We start from the raw sequence: 18,171 nt of genomic DNA, 5'->3' as shown, positions 1-18,171 counted from the left end.
CTTTGGTCAGAGGGCCATGATGTCAAGGCAATGCCAGTTCACACCGTTTAGTACAACGGCGTCAACCCGTAAGGCGCCCGTAGAAGCGACCTCTGGTAGACATCAGACATGTGACATCTAGATATTTGCACATTAAAAAACTGGATTTAATCATCAAAGTGCACGCCCCACGGGCCTGTCACTGATACGCCATGTAGTGTAACTAACTTTCAGGGGCAACATGAATATTAAGTCAGGATTATTGAACATGAATTTTTATTTAATATTCGCATCGTGCCTTTCATCGGCGCGAACCAATTACACACTTTTTCAAATCGGCGCTCTCATTTGACCACATGCTCTAATATAGAGTTTTCATACTAATCAAGTAGCACTTACAACACTAAGTGCATAGTTTGGGCCTCCCATAGCAATTAGACGCCGCGACGACTAAGCATCCGTCGTCGCGGCGGGCCCGACCCTTAAATAATCGGCGGCCCTGCACGGTTCGGATCGGTGCCGGTGGACGGGCCATCCGGTACAAAACCGCTGGTGCCCGGCTGCTCGACGCCTTCCTGGTGCCGGCCGGTCCTTGCGGCGCCAGGTCGACTGGTGGTCACCACGCGGCCACTCTCGCGCGCCATCAGGTCACGGCTGAGTTGGCTGCTGCCCGACTGCAACAAGCGCCCGCCTGTGCCGACCGCAATCGGGCGGCTCTCATCCTTCTTGCTGTACTCGAACGTGAAGGAGCTGAGCACCGGCCCGTCGGCAATACTGGCCGAGCTGCTCCAGGACAGGCCCACCGATGGGGTGGCAATCCCGGCGGTATGGTTGGCCGGCCGGAAGGTGGTCAGGCGCTTGATGCGCAGGTTGTCGGAATTACTCAGGGCCTTTTTCAGTTCGGCACTGAAGTCCATTTCATCGGTTTTCTTCGCGGTGCCGGCAGCGCCCGACGGACTCGCGCTGTCCGCCAGCGACTGACGCCAGCGCTGTTCGAGCTCCTCACGGACCGAGTCTTTGAGTTCGACGATGATCTGTACGTTGGTGGGTAACTCGCCTTCGGTCCGCCGTGCCAGGTCGCGCAGCTGCGGTTCAGTCTTGAACAGCCGGGCGATCTGCTCGGCATTCGCCGCGCTGGTGGTCTCGCGCCACGGTGCATCTTCAGCGGTCAAACCGTCCTTACGCTTGCCCAGCCCCGGCAGGCTGTGGCTGCGTTCGGCACTGGCGAACTGGCGCTCGCCATCCTTGGAAGCCTTGTCAGCGTTGACCAACGCGGTCATGCCGCGCCGCACGGCGACTTGCTGCTCGGTTTCCGGCGAACTGCTCCAGCCTTGCGCCAGGGTTGGCGCCGGCAGCTTGCGTTCGACCCATTCCTGCAGCGCGTTCAAGTGCGCACTGGGCTCCTTGAGGCCGCCGTCGGACTGGTCCGCACGGATGGCTTTGTTGAGCAGCTCCTGCATTTGCATCACATCGGGTGCTTGCTGTTTGAGTTCGGCCAGCAATTCACGAGCCTGCGGGCGGGAAAATTGTGCGAGGGCAATTTCCAGGGTAGCCACATTGGCATCGTCGGCGCGCAGGCGCTGCATCGGGCTCAGGATCTGCTGACGTGCACTGTAGATCTCGGCCTTCTGCGGTAATTGGCCGAACCACTGTTGCAGGTCTCGGGTGAGCGCCGCCGGTATGGGGGTGGCCTTGTCGACTTGTGTGAATAGCGCTTGCTGCTCAGGGAATGCGCGTTTGAGCGGCACCAGCAAGTCGCGCAGGCGCCCGGTGTCGAGCGTCCTTGCGGCGTCCGGGCCATTGTCGGTCGAGGCCATGAACAATAATTGCGCGAGCTTGTTGCGCTCTGTCTGCTGATCGCGGAACGCGAGGAGCTGCGGCAACTCGTCCCGCACCATATCGCTCAGTTGGCTGGCGAAATGGGCTTTGATGTTGCCTTCCAGGGTCTGCAGGTCTTTGGCCGTGACCACCGCACCCGGTTTGAAACTGAGGTTGAAGCGATTGGTTTTGGTACGGTCCAGCGACAGGCCGACGGCCACTTCAAACATATTGATCTGCGCCGGCGTGACGTCATTGTTCACCCCTTGCGCATTGGGCTGCGGGTCGGAAAACACGTTGCCGTTGACCGCATGCCCGAAAGGCCGCAGGTAGGCACCGACGCTGGCCGTGGAAAAGCCCTTGAGGTTATTGACCCGCACGTTTTTCGAGTCGCCATCGGTGGCGTAACTGTCGGTGCTCTTGGTCGCGGCGTGCAGCACGTTGACGTTGCCACGCAAGCCGGCGGTGATACGGAAAAACTCGTTGACCGCCGAGCGCGGCACGCCGGACCTCGGGTTGTGCGAACCGCCCACACCGAGCCGCAGAATATCGACCGTACCCGACAAGTCCACATCACCGGCCCATTCGGTGGAGACCTCCTGCGTCGCCGATTTGCCCAGACGGTACAGATCGGTCAGCGAAGCGTTGTAATCGTGCAGGTTTTGAAGGTAGGCCGCCATGTCGTGGCGGTCGATTTCAAGCAGGTTGCTGCTGGCCTTGGAGCGCGAAATCTGCAGCTGGGCATCCACCGAATACAGTTGCCCCACCGTGCCGTGGGTGAACTGCTTGATCACCTCGGAAGGCGCGTGGTAATAGCCGAAGCTCAGCGCGCCACTCTGGGTCTCGCTCTTGCCCAGGCCCATCCACGTACCGGTCTTGCCGCCGGCACCGGTGACGCCTATCTGCTGCTTGCTGGTGGCGCTCAACTGGCCCGACAAGCCACCGCCGTCCGGCGCAATACCGATAAACACCAAGGGCGAGCTAAACGTCGTCGCAGTGCTGCGCGAAATCGACATCTGGTCACGCTCTTCCATGCTGCCAAAGTGGCTGGTCAGCGCGGCGACCCGTTGGTCCTCGCTGCCAAAGGTCTGATTCAAATGCATCGCCAAGGCGTTCTTGCCGGTGGCTTGCTGGGCGAACGCGCGGCGCGTCTCTTCGGCGTTTTCAACGCTTTTGTGGTTGATGAAATTGCGGTCGCTCATCAGTTTGACCGGGCTGGCGTCCAGGGTCAGGCGCAGGCCGTGCAACTCTTTGCGGATGCCTTCGAGGGTGCGTGGGTTGTTGAACCGGTCGACCGGGTCGAGCAGCGCGTGCATGTCTTGCAGGACTTGGGCGTTGAGCAATAGCCGATCGACCACCAGGCCGCTGACCGACGAATCGCGGCCCTGGTCGCCCCGTGAGCGTTTGTCGCGCGGGTTGAGCTTGAGGCCCATTTGCGCCAGATCGTGCAGTTTCTCTTCGGCCTTGCTGCCAGGGTTGGGGGCGGTCCGCCCGGCGCGCATCGTCGCCGCCAACTTGGCCATATCGGTCTTGGTGTCATAGGCCGGGTTGAGGGTCTTGCCGGCGGCGTTGCGCCCGTGCTCGTCGAAATAGCCCTCCATCAACCCCAGTCGATGGGCAAACAGTTCACTGCTGCTCTCCAATTCCTTGCGCAGTTGGTTGAATTCCTCGTGCAAGGCCTTGGTTTGCGGCGTGGTCTGATCGATGCGGCGGTCGATGCGTGACTGCAAGTCACCGCCGGTCTGGGTGCGCCCCGCGGGGACCAGTGCCAGTTTGTCGAGGCTGGCATACAAGCGGCCCGACTCTTGATACAGCGGCCGCAGCCCTTCGCGCGCGCGCGACTCTCGGGTCAGCAGCGAGTCCAGCACGGCCTGCGCGCTGAGTTTGATATGGCTGCCGGCGCCGGCATGCGCGGTCGCCTGCTCGACCGCGCCCTTGGCCTCGGCGACCATTTTTTGCGGGCCGCGCAACGGGTGGAAGTGGTGGGTCAGGGTTTCCTTCAGTTGCTTGAAGGCGCTGGCCTTGACCTTGGCGTCGTCACCGCTGACGCCAAAGAAGTTGGTAGCGGTCACGGCATTGAAGCGGCCCAAGGCCTGGTTTTTGGTCTTGTGATTATCCCGCTCCGAGCGTTCGAACTGATTGTTCTGGTCGACCGGGCCGTCTTCGTCGGTGGCTTTGAACAGCATTTTATTAGTGCGGCTCTCCCGGTTCAGTTCCAGGTGATGCACACGCTCGTCATCCTGGCCACCGTGGGTTGAAAGCAGCAGCACGGGCCGGTTGTTCCGACCCTGGGTCAAGCCCCTGAGATCAACCGTGGCGCCCGCCGTGGTCTCCTGCAGCGCGCTCAGCAGCTTGTCTTGCAGCGCATCGACCTGCCTGGGCGGCCCGCCGGCGCTGTCTTCATGGAACTCAAGACCTGCCGCGCGCCACTCCAGGCGCGAGCCGGAAGGTTCGGTCCACTGGCTCTCGGGGACCATTTGCAGGTTATTCCCGCTGATCAGGTAGAGGTTGCGGTTGTGGTCCAGGGCCAGCCGAGGGGCATCCGCACCGGCAGCGTCGCCCGTCGCGGCCATCCCGGGCGGCAACGCCAGCGTGACGGGTTTGCCATCCAGATGGGCTGTCAGGGTCGTGCGGCCAGCCGGGGTGACTTGCAGCGTCACAAACTTTTTTTCGTCGAGTACCGCGAAGGCTTTAACGTGCTCTGCTGCAGTCAATGGCGCGCCGAGACTGACAGTGGTGCAACGGCCGAAATCCACGGCTTTCTGGCTGTCGAGGTCCAGCTTCTGATGTTCGTATTGCGCGTCCACGGGCTTGAGCCGGCCCTTTTGTAGCACGTAGGCCTTGTTGTCCAGGCCATGGCTCAGGTGCTCGACATTGCGCGTCCTCAATGGGCGCCAGTCCTGGTACATTTCCTGCCAGCCGCACAGCTCGCCGCGGTCTTTGTTCAGGGCCAGCGCGGCACCGCCGTGCAGCGTGACCTTTGGGTCGGCAGCGCTGACCGCCGAAGGCAGGCCGGTGCGCGTGCCCGCTTGCCACTGGCCGCTCAGGATCCAGCCAGGTTGCAAGCGCTGATTGTCCATCGGCAAGCCGTGGTAACGGCCATGCCGGTCCTCGACGATCGCCTTCAGGCCATGCTCGTGATAGAAGCCGTGAATGCGGCTGCCGGTGCCACTGTCGCCCAACGCGTGTTGACGATCATCAGCCGGCACCGGGGTCATGGTCAGTGTGGTCAGGTTCATCCCGGGCGCCGGAAGCCGGCTGGACTTGAACAGTTGGCCGTGTTCATCCGTGGCTACCACCCGCGGCGGGCTGCCCGGGCCGTCTTCCAGCAAGGCGATCTGGTCAGCCTTGAACGCCACGCCGGCGGCGGTTTGCATATGCAGCGGCTGATGATGGCCTTCGCTGAAGCGATCGACCGTGACTTCGGTGCCGCTGTGGGACAGGGTCGCGCTGTAATCAGCGGTGTAGAACTTGTCCCTGCCGGTGCTGCTGGCGCGCAATGGGTAAATCTCGCCGTGCTGATCGAGCATCAGGCGCTTGATATCGGCCTTCTCGGGTTGGTGCGCCAGCCAGCGGTTACGCGTGGCGTCGAAGCGGAACAGCTTCTGCCCGCGCACGCAGAATTGCGCACCGTGGCGGTCCGTGAACACGCCGGTGGTTTCGCCCAGGGTCGCACTGCCGGCGCGGCGTACATCCGTGGTGACATCGCCGCCCTGCTGTTGCGCCAGGGACGACTTGAGGACGCAGACCATGGCCGGGGTCTGCATGACCTGCCGGTAGTTGGCGTCCTTGTCTTTCATGGTGAAGCTCAGGTGCTCAGCCGTCTCGCCCTCGGGCGCCGCGAGGTCGGTGTGCATCGCGATATCGGTGTAGGTGCTTTCCTGGTTGAGGCGTTCGGCCAAGGCGTGGCCGGTGGTGGTGTTGTTCATGCGCAGCTTGCCGTCGGCGTCACGGCGCATCAGCGGTTGCTGCCAATCCTGGGGCGTTTTGTCATCGTGGGGGCGGCCCACCAGCTTGCCCCAGTCGATCCGGGTTTTGGTCTCGCCGGGACGCTGATAGACCGGCGGCTGGATCACGCTTTTCGCCGCCGAACCCAGCCGCGCCAGGCCGGACGGCATACGGAAAGCGGATTTTTTTGGCGTTTTTGATTGTTTGAGCTGCAGGGCCTGTTCATGGGCGAGCGGGCCACTTTCCTGGGGTGCTGGAGCGGGTGTCGCGCGTGGTGTTTTGAATGAATTAAAGATGCCTGACATGGGACGCTCTCCTTGAGACCATTAGCGTAAGTGGGAGCGGGCGCCATGTGGTTCCATGCGAGGTGGCCTTTTTTCCACCGCTGCGGTGCCCGCGTACCGGCCACTTAATCCATTTGCGCGCTACAGCGTGCTGACGACCGACCGTTTGAGGTGGTCGCGCGCACGGGACAAGCGCGACCGCACCGTGCCCACCGGCACGCCCAAACTCATGGCCGTCGCCAGGTAGTTGCCATCCAGTTCCAAATTGATGGTCATGATTTCGCGCATGCTGCAAGGCAAGTCATCAATCGCGCTGATCGCGCGCACCAGTTGACGGTGCTGATCGACATGTCGGTCGATCTCGACCTGCCCCCCCACGCTTTGGTGCTCGAAATCCTCAAGCGAACCTTGAAACGGCAGTTTGCCCAGGCTGCGAAAATGGCTGCGTACCAGGTTCAGTGCGATCCCGCATAACCAGGTTTGCGGCAGCGACTGTTGGTTGAATTTTTGCTCGCTGCGCAAGGCTTCGAGCAGGGTGCCCTGGAGCAGGTCCTCAGCATCTTCCTGATCGGAGACGCGCTTGCGGATGAACCCGCGAAGTTTCTGGATGTGAACGGCATCAAGGTCGCGAACACGCCAGGCGCGAGGCATAGAGGTGGGAGTAGCGGTTTGGCTGTACATGGTGAACCCCTCATCAAGCTGGAATTACGCTCGATACCTATAGCGAGGGGCGTGCCAGCTACCAAAGGCGAAAAATTCTCTTATAAATCAACAACCTGTAATTTTGTGTTTCAAGATATGTGCAAGTTGTTGCAAAACATGTCAGTCGGTGACGACTTAATTTTGCACTTTTCAGCGTGTTATCGACTGGCGCGCTTTTAAAGCGGAACCCTCGCGTGTTTTTCACCACTCACACCCCTTCACTGGCACGCGAACCGACAGATGCTCTTATGAAAATCGACATGCCGCCGCTCACCCCCATGCACCACCTGATGCCCACGCAGAAGCCCCAGGCCGTTGCCGAGACCGGCGCGCACCCGGCTGCCCAGCAGGTCGGCACCTCGTCCAGAGATGCGGCGCGATTCGGCGCGGCAATGGCCGAAGCCAGCAAAAGCCTGAATGCGCGTGAAGTGTTGGTCGGGGAAGTGACACAGTTCGCCAAGAGCATGAAGGCCCAGGAACTCTACGGCCTGCTGATGGGCCCGCAGAACGCCGGGATGAATGCAGCGGTCATGCGCATGCGCAAGCAACTGCGCCTGCAAGACGGCGTTGCAACGCTTGAGAGTGCCGGCGCCGAGACCGAAGAGCGCGGCATGGAAACCGTCATGCAGGTCGCCGGCGGCGACCCGGCCGTGGCACATGTGCTGTTGCACACCGCGCTGCACGACATCTCCAAGCACAAAAAAACTGCCGACGTCGGCGACCCGGAGACCTCCGAAGAAGCCACGGAAAAAGCCCGTCTCGAAGGTTACCTGCGCATCCTGGAAGTGCGACATGGCAAACAGGCCTTCGCCGGGATCAACACCGCCAAGGTGTTCTCGCGGGTTACAAAAGACCCCAAGGGCCGCAAAACCCTGCGCGACCATTACTACGCCACGGTGATCGGCGACCAGACCCTGGTGCGGATGATCACCGCCCTGCTCGAGCATGCCGACCCCCAGGGCAACCTTGACCGCGAGTCGTTCCTCGGCGCCCTCAATTACCTCAAGTCCGCCATCGCCGATGACCTCGCCGCCCTGCGTCCGTCGATCAAAAGCAGTCACTTGAAAACCCTGATGAAAGGCCTGGCCACCGCCGCCAAGCTGGGCGCGTTGTTCGAGCATTGCGCCACGTTGCTGCAACGCCTGCGCAAACTGAACCCGGCCTTGAGCGTCACCGCACCAGCGCTGCTGCGCGACCTGTTGGGTATCGGTGAACAACGCGCGCACGCCGTCGCTGCGCTGGTCACGCGCATGGGCGGCAATTCGCTCAAACACCAACTGGTGTTCCTCAACGGCCTGAGCCCGCTGATGAAGGAGCTGGAGTCGTGGTGGAAGGTCGATAAAAACAGCAAAAACCCGTTTGCCAGCCTGTTACTGCTCAGGAACCAACTGACGATCCAGGAGAAAAACCTCGTCAGCAGCGCCCCGCCCCCGGCCATCGGCGGCCCTGCCAAAACGCCAAGCCTGCAGGCCGCGTTGCCTGGCCCCGGCACTGAACGCGCGATAGGGGTGGGCTCATGAACAAGCTGATCAACCTGCTCAATGCGATCGCCATCAGCGCCATGAAACGCTCCGAGGTGGTCGGCGCGTTCGTGGTGATCGCCATCGTGTTCATGATGATCACCCCCATGCCGACACCGCTGGTGGACGTGCTGATCGCGATCAACATCTGCATTTCCTGCCTGCTGATCATGCTCGCCATGCACTTGCCCAGGCCGCTGGCGTTCTCGACGTTCCCAGCAGTGCTGCTGCTGACCACCATGTTCCGGCTGGCGCTGTCGATCTCGACCACGCGCCTGATTCTGCTGGAACAGGATGCCGGGCATATCGTTCAGGCCTTCGGCCAGTTTGTGGTGGGTGGCAACCTGGCGGTGGGCCTGGTGATCTTTTTGATCCTCACCGTGGTCAACTTTATGGTGATCACCAAGGGCTCGGAGCGCGTGGCCGAAGTCGGTGCGCGCTTCACCCTTGACGCCATGCCCGGCAAACAGATGTCGATCGACAGTGACTTGCGCTCCAACCTGATCAACGTCAATGAAGCGCGGCGTCGCCGTTCGGAACTGGGTCAGGAAAGCCAGTTGTTCGGCGCGATGGATGGCGCGATGAAGTTCGTCAACGGCGACGCTATCGCCAGTTTGATCATCGTGGCGATCAACCTGATCGGCGGCATTTCGATTGGCGTGATCCAGCACGGCATGTCGGCCGGTGATGCGATGCAGGTCTATTCGGTACTGACCATCGGTGACGGCCTGATCGCGCAGATTCCCGCGCTGCTGATTTCCGTCACCAGCGGCATGATCATCACCCGCGTCACCAACGACAACGTGGTCGCCGGCGCGAATATCGGCCGCGAGATCGCCGAACAACTGACCAGCCAACCCAAGGCCTGGATCATGGCGTCCCTGGCCATGTTGGGGTTTGCCGCCCTGCCCGGTATGCCGACCACCGTGTTTATCGTGATCGCGCTGATCACCGGGGTCTCGGGGGCGATGCAGTTGCGGCGTCAGCGTCCGGGGCCCAAAGCCGCGCCGGTCGCCGAATTGGCGCCCGAGCAGAACGGCCACGAAGACATCCGCAAGTTTTTCCCGTGCCGCGCCTTCCTGCTGCAATTTCACCCCGCTCAAGACCAGGCCCTCGCCCAGCAGGTGATCGTTGAGATCCGCCAGCAACGTAACCGCTTGGTCAGCCAATACGGCATCACCCTGCCCTCCTTCGATATCGAGTTGAGCAACCTGGTGGACCCGGATGAGTTCCGTTTCTCGGTGTATGAAGTGCCCAAGCTGCGGGCGACCTTGACCCGCAACCAGGTGGCGCTGGCCCAGGATGACGCGTTGCAAGCTGGCGTGGAGGTGGGCGTTGCCGGCAGCGCGGCCCGGGACGAAACCCAGTGGTTGTGGATACCCGCCCAGCACAACGTCGACCCGCAGTGGGAAACCGTCACGTCATCGACCCTGGTGGTCGAACGCATGGCCCGCGTGATGCAGGCCTGTGGTCCGCAATTTATCGGCCTGCAAGAGAGCAAGGCGATTCTCGGTTGGCTGGAAAGCGAGCAACCGGAACTGGCCCAGGAACTCCAGCGGGTCATCCCCTTGGCGCGCTTTGCCGGCGTCCTGCAACGCCTGGCCGCCGAATGCGTGCCGCTGCGGGCGATCCGCCTGATCGTCGAGACCCTGATCGAGCACGGCACCCACGAACGCGAAGTAAGCGCCCTGGCTGATTACGTGCGCATCTCGCTCAAATCCCTGATCTATCACCAGTACTGCGGTGAAGAAGGGTTGCTGGTGTGGCTGTTGACGCCGGAAAGCGAAAACCTGCTGCGTGACTGCCTGCGCCAGACCCAGGCCGAAACCTTCTTCGCCCTCACCAATGACGCCAGCCGCCAGTTGGTCGAGCAGTTACGCCAGGCTTTCCCGCAGCGCTCGAAGAAAACCCCGGTGCTGCTGGTGGCGCAAGACCTGCGCAGCCCGTTGCGCGGGCTGTTGCAAGATGAATTCCATCACATTCCCGTGTTGTCGTTCGCCGAGCTCAACGGCTCGGCCCAGGTCAAGGTGCTCGGGCGCCTGGACCTTGAAGATGACCTTCAACTGTTGGCCGGGGAGCATGCAGCATGAATCGTGAAAACCAGGCACAAGGCGCGGCCACCGACGCAGGTTCAATGGTGGAACTGCGCGTATTGAACGGCCTTCACCAGGGCGCGGCGTTACCTTTGATCGGCGGCCAATGGACCCTCGGCGCCAGTGACAGCCACGACCTGGCCTTGCACGACCCCGCGTTTGCGGGGGGCCAGTTTGCGCTCGAACGTAGCGACGAGGGCTGGCAACTGCAGGGCACTGACGGCCTGATCACCGACGCCGAAGGTCATCAAACCGCCACCGCCCAATTGCAGGTCAACCAGCCGTTTGCGTTGGGCCAGGTGTGGCTGTGCCTCACGCCCGTGGACAGCGGCTGGCAGTTGGCGCCGATCCCGCAAGCCAGCGTGCCGGTCGAGTCGCACGCGCCGCAGCCAGCAGCTGAAGCGGCGCCGCTGGAGACCCGCTCGCGCCCCTCCTACGGCAAGCGCCTGGCGGTCGCCGGCCTGATAGTGACCATCGCCAGCAGCGCCTGGGCATTCACCCGCCCCGCCAACGACGTCACCCAGCCCTTGGGCAAAAACCCGGCGCTGGCGGTGGACGCCGCCAGCGCCAGAGCCGCCGTGCGCAAGCGCCTGCAGCACATGCTCAGTGATCGCCTGCTCGACGCCGACGTCACCCTCAGCGACGACGGCAATAACCTGGTGTTCAACGGCACACTCAAAGGCGAGGCGTTCGCGCTTTACCAGCGCATGCTCGCCGGCGCCCGTGCGCAACTGCCCGAAGGGCTGACCCTGGCCGATAAGGTCAACGTGTTCCAGACGCACCTGCCGTTTGTGATTGTGCAGGTGCTCAAAGGTCCGCAGGCGCATATCGTCACCGCGGACGGCCGGCGCATGTTTGTCGGGGATGAGCGTGACGGCATCAAGTTGGTCAGCATCGACGACAAGACCATCGAGTTCGACGGCGCCCAACACTACCAGGTGGCCTGGTGAGCCAGTTCGCTCGCCAGGCCGCGCTGCACGCCTGGGGCGAGGCGCGTCGGCGGGCACTGGCGGACTTCTCGCCGGTGCAGGTCAGCGGCCGGGTCAGCACCGTGAAAGGCATCCTGCTTGAATGCCATATGCCCGGCGCCACCATCGGCGAGCTCTGCGAAGTGTTCAAGGCCGACGGCGAGCCGATGCTTGCGGAAATTGTCGGGTTTTCCGGCGATGAAACCCTGCTCAGCGCCTTGGGCACGCCCGACGGTATTCAGGTCGGGGCGCGCATCAAACCGCTGGGCTGCTCCCACCGCATCCAGGTCGGCACGCATTTGCTCGGTTCGGTGCTCGACGGTTTTGGCCGCGCGTTGACCCCGGGCAGCGCCGATGCACTGTGCATCGACCCGACGGCGCCGGGCAGCATGCCGGTGATCGCGCAAGCCCTGCCTGCCACCGAACGCCCGCGCATTGTCAGCCCGTTGCCGACCGGGGTACGCGCGATCGACGCAGCGATCCTGCTCGGCGAGGGCCAGCGCGTCGGTTTGTTTGCCGGGGCCGGCTGCGGCAAGACCACGCTGATGGCGGAACTGGCGCGCAACATGGACTGCGACGTCATCGTCTTCGGTTTGATCGGCGAACGCGGCCGTGAACTGCGCGAGTTTCTCGATCATGAACTCGATGACACCCTGCGCCAGCGCTCGGTGCTGATCTGCGCCACGTCCGACCGTTCCAGCATGGAGCGTGCGCGCGCCGCCTTCACGGCCACTGCGATTGCCGAAGCCTTTCGCGCCCGGGGCCTCAAAGTGCTGCTGTTGATTGACTCCCTGACCCGTTTCGCACGGGCCCAGCGCGAGATCGGCATTGCTTCGGGCGAACCCCTCGGCCGTGGCGGCCTGCCGCCGTCGGTCTACACCCTGTTGCCGCGCCTGGTCGAACGCGCCGGCATGAGCGAGCAAGGCTCGATCACCGCGATCTACACCGTACTGATCGAGCAGGACTCGATGAACGACCCGGTGGCGGACGAGGCCCGCTCGTTGCTCGACGGGCACATCGTGCTCTCACGCAAACTTGCCGAGCGCGGGCACTACCCGGCCATCGACGTGCAGGCCAGCATCAGTCGTGTGCTCTCCAACGTCACCCACCGCGAACACCTGCAGGCCAACAACCGCCTGCGCCGCTCGATGGCGGCCTACCAACAAGTAGAAATGCTGCTGCGCCTGGGCGAATACCAGCCCGGCGGCGACCCCGTGACCGACTGCGCCGTGTCGCTCAACGGGGCGATCAATCAGTTCCTGCGCCAGGACCTACGCGTGCCCGTCGCGCTCGAGCAAACGCTCGAAGACCTGGTCGCCTTGACCTCACAAATGCCGGAGTAGCCCATGGACGATGACGTTCAACCCGACAACGAGAGCGCGGACCTGAGCGAGGTGGTGAGCATCCTCACGCCCCTGCGCCAACACCGCCAGGCCAGCGCCGAGCGCCGTCAGCGCGACTTGCAGGCTCTGGTCGAGCGCACCGCCGACCAGTTGGAGGCCGGCCAGCGCGAATTGCAACGCGAGCGCGAACTCCAGGGGCAACAACGCGCAGCACTGACGCAGACCAACAGCCTGCGCACCGTGGACCTGACCACCATTGACGTGTGGCACGCCGAAGAGCGACGGCTGCTGCACCACCTGGACGATATGGAGGGGCGCGTGGCGCTGATGCGCGACAACCTGACTCAACTCAAGACGGCGCTGGATCAGGCGCGGCTGCACACCAAAAGCTGCCAACGCGCGGTTGAGAAACTCGGCTGCCTGATTGAACTGCTGGAGCACGCGTCATGAGCGAACCACTGAAACCAATGAGTCGCCACACCGCACCCGTGACGCAGCCCAACCCGGTGGCGCCGACGCGACGTGACACAGTGCCCGGCGCCACTGCCCGTGCGGCGCCCAACAGCAGTGCGGCTGCCAGGCGTACCCATGCGTCGCAGGCGAATCTGACGCAGGCCGCCAGCGATGGCCAAGCGAATGCCAGCGACGGTTTTTTCTTCGAGAACCTGATGGTGTTGGGCGTGGGTGAGCGCCAGTCGGACGATCAAACGCCTCATGACGGCAGCCCCGGCGCGGGCTTGTCGGCGCCGGCCATGGCGCAGTTGGTGGAAGAACTCAGTACCCATTGGCTGGCCCAGGCCGGCGAGCACATCAGCGTCACGTTGTTCATGCCCAAGTTGGGCAAAATCCTGCTCAAGGCGCAACAGCGCCCGGGCTATCTGGAACTGGAACTCGGGTTCGCCGAACCCGACGCCTTGCAGCGCGTGCAGAACACCCATGCCGATTGCGAGGACGCCATGAGCCAGGCCTGCGGGATTCCCGTCGAGCTGGTGTTGCGCAGCCTATGACGAGCGCCCGCCCGCTGTGCCTGCGCCGCCTGAGTGCGGTCGACGCCGGCGCCGCGCGCCTCTTGGGCCGTGGCCTGGAACTGAGCTATCGAGTCGGCGAACAGGCCGGGCATCTGCAACTCACGCCCCTGCGCCCCGACGCCGCGCCGGTCGATGGCACAGCGCTGCAGACCCGCAGTGGCTGGCTCTGGCTGACTGATGCCAGCGCCGCCTTGAGCCTGTTCGGCAGTGTTCCGGCGATGCTCGGCGGCGAGTTCCAGGCCTGGTATTGGCAGCATTTCAACCAAGGCCTGGCGCCTGAACTGCAGGCGGTGCTGGGCCACGTCGAACCGCTGGTGCAACCCGTGCTCGCCCCGCCCGGCGCAGTGGCCTGCGCGCTGCACATCACCCTGGGTGAACAGGCGCTCACGGTGCACCTGTACGCCAGCGCCGCGACGTGGCTGGGGTTGCTCGAAGGTGGCGACTGGCAACCCCTGTTGGCGCCGTTTCCCGAGCAACTGCGCCTGTGCGCGCCCATCGTGCTCGGCCGTTCGGGCTTGACCCTGAGCGCGCTGCGCAGTGTGCGCCCGGCCGACGTAGTGCTGATCGAGCAAGCGTTTTTTGATACCGACGGCCACGGCCAGGTCCGCCTCGGGCCGTGGCGCTTTTATGGACAGCTACAGGGCCAAGGCCTTGAGCTGTCTTTTACCCTGCATCAGCTGGAGCACGTGTTTGTGGAAGACGACGATTATTACAGCGACCCGGCAGCGGCCGACGACACGGAGGCAGCCTATGGCGATGAACCGCACGAGGCCTATGCCGCCCAAAGCTATGCCCAGCATGTCGAGGCGGACCCGCTGGATGACACCTCCCCAGGCGAGGAGCACGCGCCTTTCGATGGCTTGACCCTGAACCTCACTCTGCGCTGCGGCCACCTGATGCAGACGGTGCAGCAACTGCGCCAACTGGGCCCCGGCAGCGTATTACCGGTACCGGGCATGCGGCCGGGCCGTGCCAGCCTGTACTACGGCGAGCGCGCGGTGGCGCACGGCGAACTGGTGGACATCGATGGTCAACTGGGCCTGCAGATCACCCGTATGGAGCCCTTGTAATGGGCCTCGACGGCACCAACCCGATCACGCTGGCGTTGTTTCTGGGCGCCCTGTCACTGATCCCGCTGATGTTGATGGTGTGCACCGCGTTCCTGAAAATTTCCACGGTGCTGCTGATCACCCGCAACGCCATCGGCGTGCAGCAGGTGCCGCCGAACATGGCGCTGTACGGCATCGCCCTGGCGGCGACGCTGTTTGTGATGGCGCCGGTGGTTTACCAGATCAACCAACGCTTACAGACGCATCCGGTGGAGCTCTCGAGCACCTCTGCCATGCGCGCCAATATCGGCTATGCGTTCGAGCCGCTGCAGGCGTTCATGAGCCGCAATACCGCCCCCGATATCCAGACGCACCTGCTGGAAAACACCCAGCGCATGTGGCCCAGGGAAATGGCTGACGCCGCCACCAAACAAGACTTTTTGATCGCTGTGCCGGCCTTTGTGTTGTCGGAGCTGCAAAAGGGGTTCGAGATCGGTTTTTTGATCTACATCCCCTTTATCGTCATCGACCTGATCATTTCCAACCTGCTGCTGGCGCTGGGCATGCAAATGGTGTCGCCCATGACTATTTCGCTGCCGTTGAAGATGCTGCTGTTTGTGTTGGTCGAGGGTTGGAGCCGCTTGCTCGACAGCCTTTTCTACTCGTATTTGTGAGGTTGCCGTGGAAGCGTTGGCGTTGTTCAACCAGGGCATGTACCTGGTGGTAATCCTCACCGCCCCGGCGTTGGGCGTGGCGGTATTGGTCGGCGTCGTGACTTCGTTGCTGCAGGCCCTGATGCAGATCCAGGACCAGACCCTGCCCTTCGGGGTCAAGCTGGTCGCCGTCGGCCTGACCCTGGCCATGACCGGGCGCTGGATCGGCGTGGAAATGATTCAGCTAACCAACGCTGCGTTCACGCTGATCGCGAACTCGGGACAACATTGAACATGCCGTTTGATATCACTGGCGCTTACACCTTCATCCTGGGTATGGCGTTGGCGGCCGCGCGGCTGACGCCCGTCATGATTCTGGTGCCGGTGTTCTGCTTCCAGTACCTCAAGGGGCCGCTGCGCTTTGGGGTGGTCTGCGCCTTGGCGCTGATCCCGGGCCCGGCGATCGGCCAGGCGCTCGTGGCGCAAGGCGACCATTGGGCGAGCATCCTCGGGCTGGCCCTCAAGGAGTCGATGCTCGGCACTTTGCTCGGGCTGTTGATGTACGCGCCGTTCTGGATGTTCGCCTCCGTCGGCGCCTTGTTCGACAGCCAGCGCGGCGCCCTCAGTGGCGGCCAACTGAACCCGGCCCTGGGCCCGGACGTGACGGCCCTCGGGGCGTTGTTCCAGGAGGCGTTGATCATGCTGGTGGTGTTGGGCGGCGGGTTCTCGATCGTGACCCAAGTGATCTGGGACAGTTACGCGGTCTGGCCGCCCACGGCCTGGTTTCCCGTACTCGACGCCGAGGGTCTCGCGGTTCTGCTCGAACAACTGAACCAGACCCTGCAGCACGTGATGCTGTACTCAGCGCCCTTTATCGGCCTGTTGCTGCTGATCGAAGCAGCCTTGGCGATCATCGGCCTGTATGCCCAACAGTTGCAGGTCTCCAGCCTGGCCATGCCGGCCAAATGCATGGTCGGCATGGCGTTCTTCCTGATCTATTGGCCAACCCTCAAAGACCTGGGCAGCGGGCAGGTCCAGGGCCTGCTGGACCTCAAGCACCTGTTGGGGCTGCTGGCCAAGACCCCTGTCGTCCACCCTTGAGCGAGGCGCGGCCGTGAGCGAAAAAACCGAGAAAGCCACGCCCAAACAGGAGCGCGACAGTCGCGAGAAAGGCGACGTCGCGCAAAGCCCCGACCTGGTGAAATTGGCCATTCTGGAGGTGGTCAGCGAAACCGTGCTGGGCCTCTCGGACCAGAGCATGGAAAGCCTCAAGCGCCTGATGGGGTTGTCGCTGCAACGCATGAATCAACCCTTCATGCATACCGCCGCCGAGACCGCCAGCGACGCGTTGGCGCTGCTGGTGAGTTTCTCGATCATGTCCGTTGGCGTGGCCATGCTGATGCGCCTGGCGGGCAGCTGGGTGCAGTTTGGCTTTCTGTTCGCGCCCAAGGCGCTCAAGCCGAAACTGGACAAGCTCAACCCGATCAATCAGATCAAGCAGATGTTCTCCGGGCAAAACCTCAGCAACCTGCTGATGAGCGTGTTGAAAGCCGCGTTCATTTGCGTGGTGCTGTACCTGGTGGTCAAGCCGGCACTTGGCACCCTGATCCTGCTGGCCAATACCGACCTCGCGACTTACTGGCATGCACTGGTGGCGCTGTTCCGGCGCATCCTCAGAATCACCGCCGGGCTGCTGCTGATACTGGCGATCACCGACCTGGCGATACAGAAGTACTTCCACGCCAAGAAATTGCGCATGAGCAAGGACGACATCAAAAAGGAATACAAGGAATCGGAGGGCGACCCCCACATCAAAGGGCATCGCCGCCAACTCGCCCACGAACTGGCCCACTCCGCCCCCAGCGCCCCGGCAAAACCCGTTGAAGAAGCCGACATGGTCATCGTCAACCCAACCCACTTCGCCGTCGCCCTCTACTACCGGGCGGGCATAACGCCGCTGCCGCTGATCCACTGCAAAGGCCTCGACGATGAAGCCCTGGAACTGATCCAGCGCGCAAAAAAAGCCAAAGTCCCGGTGGTGCAATGCGTATGGCTCGCCCGCAACCTGGCCAAAACCCGCACCGGCCGCCACATCCCGCGAACGACACTGCAAGCGGTGGCGAAGATTTATCAGGTAATCAAACAGCTGGATGAAGTGACGGATGAGGTGATTCAGGTCAGGGATCTGGAGTTGTAGCGCGCTTGATGTGGCGAGCGGGCTTTTGTGGCGAGCGGGCTTGCCCGCGTTGGAGTGCGCAGCGCTCCCTTTTTTTTTGGGGCTGCTGCGCAACCCAACGCGAGCAAGCTCGCTCGCCACAACAGCTTTATCTCCCGTCGTTTAAGCGCTAGCCAGGGCTAGCGCATTACAGCAATCCTCTTCAACCATTAACGAATGGAGGCCAATACCCGGCGGGTATCGCCCACCTGCTGAATAAACCCCAACACCCAATTCACAAAACTCAAAGGCACCAGACCGGCCAGCGGCAGTTGCGTACACAGCCGCACGTCCCCCTGCCCATCCCGCGCCAGCCAGCAGCCATGCAACGCATCAATATCAAAATTCAACCGCAGCATCTGCTCCGCCAAGCCAGACCCGCTGGACACCGGGATCTGACAATGCAGCACCACCATATCCCCGGCCGGCGGGATTTCTATAATCGCCGACTCACGCTCGCCCGAGTACAACGCGCACACACCGTCATTCAACGCCAGCGTAGTGCCCAGACGTTGCCCCAAGTGTTCTATCAGTACTTCAGCGCTGTTCATGTGCAAACTCCTTTTTGGTG

14 protein-coding genes are annotated in these 18,171 nt (G+C 62.7%); 11 read left to right on the top strand and 3 right to left on the bottom strand.

Translation table 11 applies throughout. The annotated features are described in order from the left end of the window. Positions 1-461: 461 nt before the first annotated feature. A complete protein-coding gene (locus BFW87_RS24075; protein WP_078742210.1) occupies positions 462-6,050 on the bottom strand; it encodes an AvrE-family type 3 secretion system effector in 5,589 nt (1,862 codons plus the stop codon). 120 nt (positions 6,051-6,170) lie between these two features. Then, positions 6,171-6,710 carry an RNA polymerase sigma factor gene (locus tag BFW87_RS24070; protein WP_078742209.1) on the bottom strand — a complete coding sequence of 180 codons (540 nt, stop codon included), beginning with the start codon at positions 6,708-6,710 and terminating at the stop codon, positions 6,171-6,173. 269 nt (positions 6,711-6,979) lie between these two features. Here BFW87_RS24070 and BFW87_RS24065 point away from each other — a divergent pair, with 269 nt between their 5' ends. The 11 genes from BFW87_RS24065 to sctU are packed head-to-tail and all read left to right on the top strand — an operon-like array spanning position 6,980 to position 17,582. Continuing rightward, positions 6,980-8,251: an HrpJ domain-containing protein gene (locus BFW87_RS24065; RefSeq protein WP_078742208.1), complete on the top strand. Its 1,272-nt coding sequence runs from the start codon at positions 6,980-6,982 to the stop codon at positions 8,249-8,251. Then, on the top strand, positions 8,248-10,341 hold the full coding sequence (gene sctV / locus BFW87_RS24060) for a type III secretion system export apparatus subunit SctV (protein WP_078742207.1): 2,094 nt from the start codon (positions 8,248-8,250) through the stop codon (positions 10,339-10,341). The genes BFW87_RS24065 and sctV overlap by 4 nt, the downstream gene beginning before the upstream one ends. After that, complete coding sequence (locus BFW87_RS24055; protein WP_078742206.1) at positions 10,338-11,294, top strand: FHA domain-containing protein; 957 nt, start codon at positions 10,338-10,340, stop codon at positions 11,292-11,294. Before sctV ends, BFW87_RS24055 begins: the two co-directional genes overlap by 4 nt. Beyond that, on the top strand, positions 11,291-12,655 hold the full coding sequence (locus tag BFW87_RS24050) for a FliI/YscN family ATPase (protein WP_078742205.1): 1,365 nt from the start codon (positions 11,291-11,293) through the stop codon (positions 12,653-12,655). Before BFW87_RS24055 ends, BFW87_RS24050 begins: the two co-directional genes overlap by 4 nt. 3 nt (positions 12,656-12,658) lie before the next feature. Next, positions 12,659-13,105 carry a type III secretion system stalk subunit SctO gene (sctO, locus tag BFW87_RS24045; protein ID WP_078742204.1) on the top strand — a complete coding sequence of 149 codons (447 nt, stop codon included), beginning with the start codon at positions 12,659-12,661 and terminating at the stop codon, positions 13,103-13,105. After that, positions 13,102-13,662, top strand: a complete 561-nt coding sequence (locus tag BFW87_RS24040) for a type III secretion system HrpP C-terminal domain-containing protein (protein ID WP_078742203.1) — start codon at positions 13,102-13,104, stop codon at positions 13,660-13,662. The genes sctO and BFW87_RS24040 overlap by 4 nt, the downstream gene beginning before the upstream one ends. Beyond that, complete coding sequence (locus tag BFW87_RS24035) at positions 13,659-14,753, top strand: FliM/FliN family flagellar motor switch protein (protein ID WP_078742202.1); 1,095 nt, start codon at positions 13,659-13,661, stop codon at positions 14,751-14,753. The genes BFW87_RS24040 and BFW87_RS24035 overlap by 4 nt, the downstream gene beginning before the upstream one ends. Beyond that, on the top strand, positions 14,753-15,406 hold the full coding sequence (sctR, locus tag BFW87_RS24030; protein ID WP_078742201.1) for a type III secretion system export apparatus subunit SctR: 654 nt from the start codon (positions 14,753-14,755) through the stop codon (positions 15,404-15,406). Before BFW87_RS24035 ends, sctR begins: the two co-directional genes overlap by 1 nt. Before the next feature lie 7 nt (positions 15,407-15,413). Next, positions 15,414-15,677: a type III secretion system export apparatus subunit SctS gene (gene sctS, locus BFW87_RS24025; protein ID WP_078742200.1), complete on the top strand. Its 264-nt coding sequence runs from the start codon at positions 15,414-15,416 to the stop codon at positions 15,675-15,677. 2 nt (positions 15,678-15,679) lie between these two features. Further along, positions 15,680-16,486 carry a type III secretion system export apparatus subunit SctT gene (gene sctT / locus BFW87_RS24020; protein ID WP_078742199.1) on the top strand — a complete coding sequence of 269 codons (807 nt, stop codon included), beginning with the start codon at positions 15,680-15,682 and terminating at the stop codon, positions 16,484-16,486. Between the two features lie 13 nt (positions 16,487-16,499). Beyond that, positions 16,500-17,582, top strand: coding sequence for a type III secretion system export apparatus subunit SctU (gene sctU, locus BFW87_RS24015; protein WP_078742198.1), 1,083 nt, complete (start codon positions 16,500-16,502; stop codon positions 17,580-17,582). Positions 17,583-17,770: 188 nt separating this feature from the next. On the opposite strand, the gene BFW87_RS24010 is transcribed toward sctU, so the two are convergent. Further along, positions 17,771-18,151: a type III secretion system chaperone gene (locus BFW87_RS24010; RefSeq protein WP_078742197.1), complete on the bottom strand. Its 381-nt coding sequence runs from the start codon at positions 18,149-18,151 to the stop codon at positions 17,771-17,773. Positions 18,152-18,171 lie beyond the last annotated feature (20 nt).

The organism is Pseudomonas fluorescens (assembly GCF_002022275.1).
In the GTDB taxonomy this organism is placed as follows: domain Bacteria; phylum Pseudomonadota; class Gammaproteobacteria; order Pseudomonadales; family Pseudomonadaceae; genus Aquipseudomonas; species Aquipseudomonas fluorescens_AJ.
Note: the sequence above shows the minus strand (reverse complement) of the source record. Positions and strands in the feature narration are given on the sequence as shown.

What these genes read in the sequence shown, in the direction of transcription:
- BFW87_RS24055 (WP_078742206.1), top strand. Translation starts at nt 10,338, where the DNA reads ATGAATCGTGAAAACCAGGCACAAGGCGCGGCCACCGACGCAGGTTCA.
- sctR (WP_078742201.1), top strand. Translation starts at nt 14,753, where the DNA reads ATGGGCCTCGACGGCACCAACCCGATCACGCTGGCGTTGTTTCTGGGC.
- BFW87_RS24035 (WP_078742202.1), top strand. Translation starts at nt 13,659, where the DNA reads ATGACGAGCGCCCGCCCGCTGTGCCTGCGCCGCCTGAGTGCGGTCGAC.
- BFW87_RS24065 (WP_078742208.1), top strand. Translation starts at nt 6,980, where the DNA reads ATGAAAATCGACATGCCGCCGCTCACCCCCATGCACCACCTGATGCCC.
- sctT (WP_078742199.1), top strand. Translation starts at nt 15,680, where the DNA reads ATGCCGTTTGATATCACTGGCGCTTACACCTTCATCCTGGGTATGGCG.
- BFW87_RS24010 (WP_078742197.1), bottom strand. Translation starts at nt 18,151, where the DNA reads ATGAACAGCGCTGAAGTACTGATAGAACACTTGGGGCAACGTCTGGGC.
- sctO (WP_078742204.1), top strand. Translation starts at nt 12,659, where the DNA reads ATGGACGATGACGTTCAACCCGACAACGAGAGCGCGGACCTGAGCGAG.
- sctV (WP_078742207.1), top strand. Translation starts at nt 8,248, where the DNA reads ATGAACAAGCTGATCAACCTGCTCAATGCGATCGCCATCAGCGCCATG.
- BFW87_RS24070 (WP_078742209.1), bottom strand. Translation starts at nt 6,710, where the DNA reads ATGTACAGCCAAACCGCTACTCCCACCTCTATGCCTCGCGCCTGGCGT.
- BFW87_RS24040 (WP_078742203.1), top strand. Translation starts at nt 13,102, where the DNA reads ATGAGCGAACCACTGAAACCAATGAGTCGCCACACCGCACCCGTGACG.
- BFW87_RS24075 (WP_078742210.1), bottom strand. Translation starts at nt 6,050, where the DNA reads ATGTCAGGCATCTTTAATTCATTCAAAACACCACGCGCGACACCCGCT.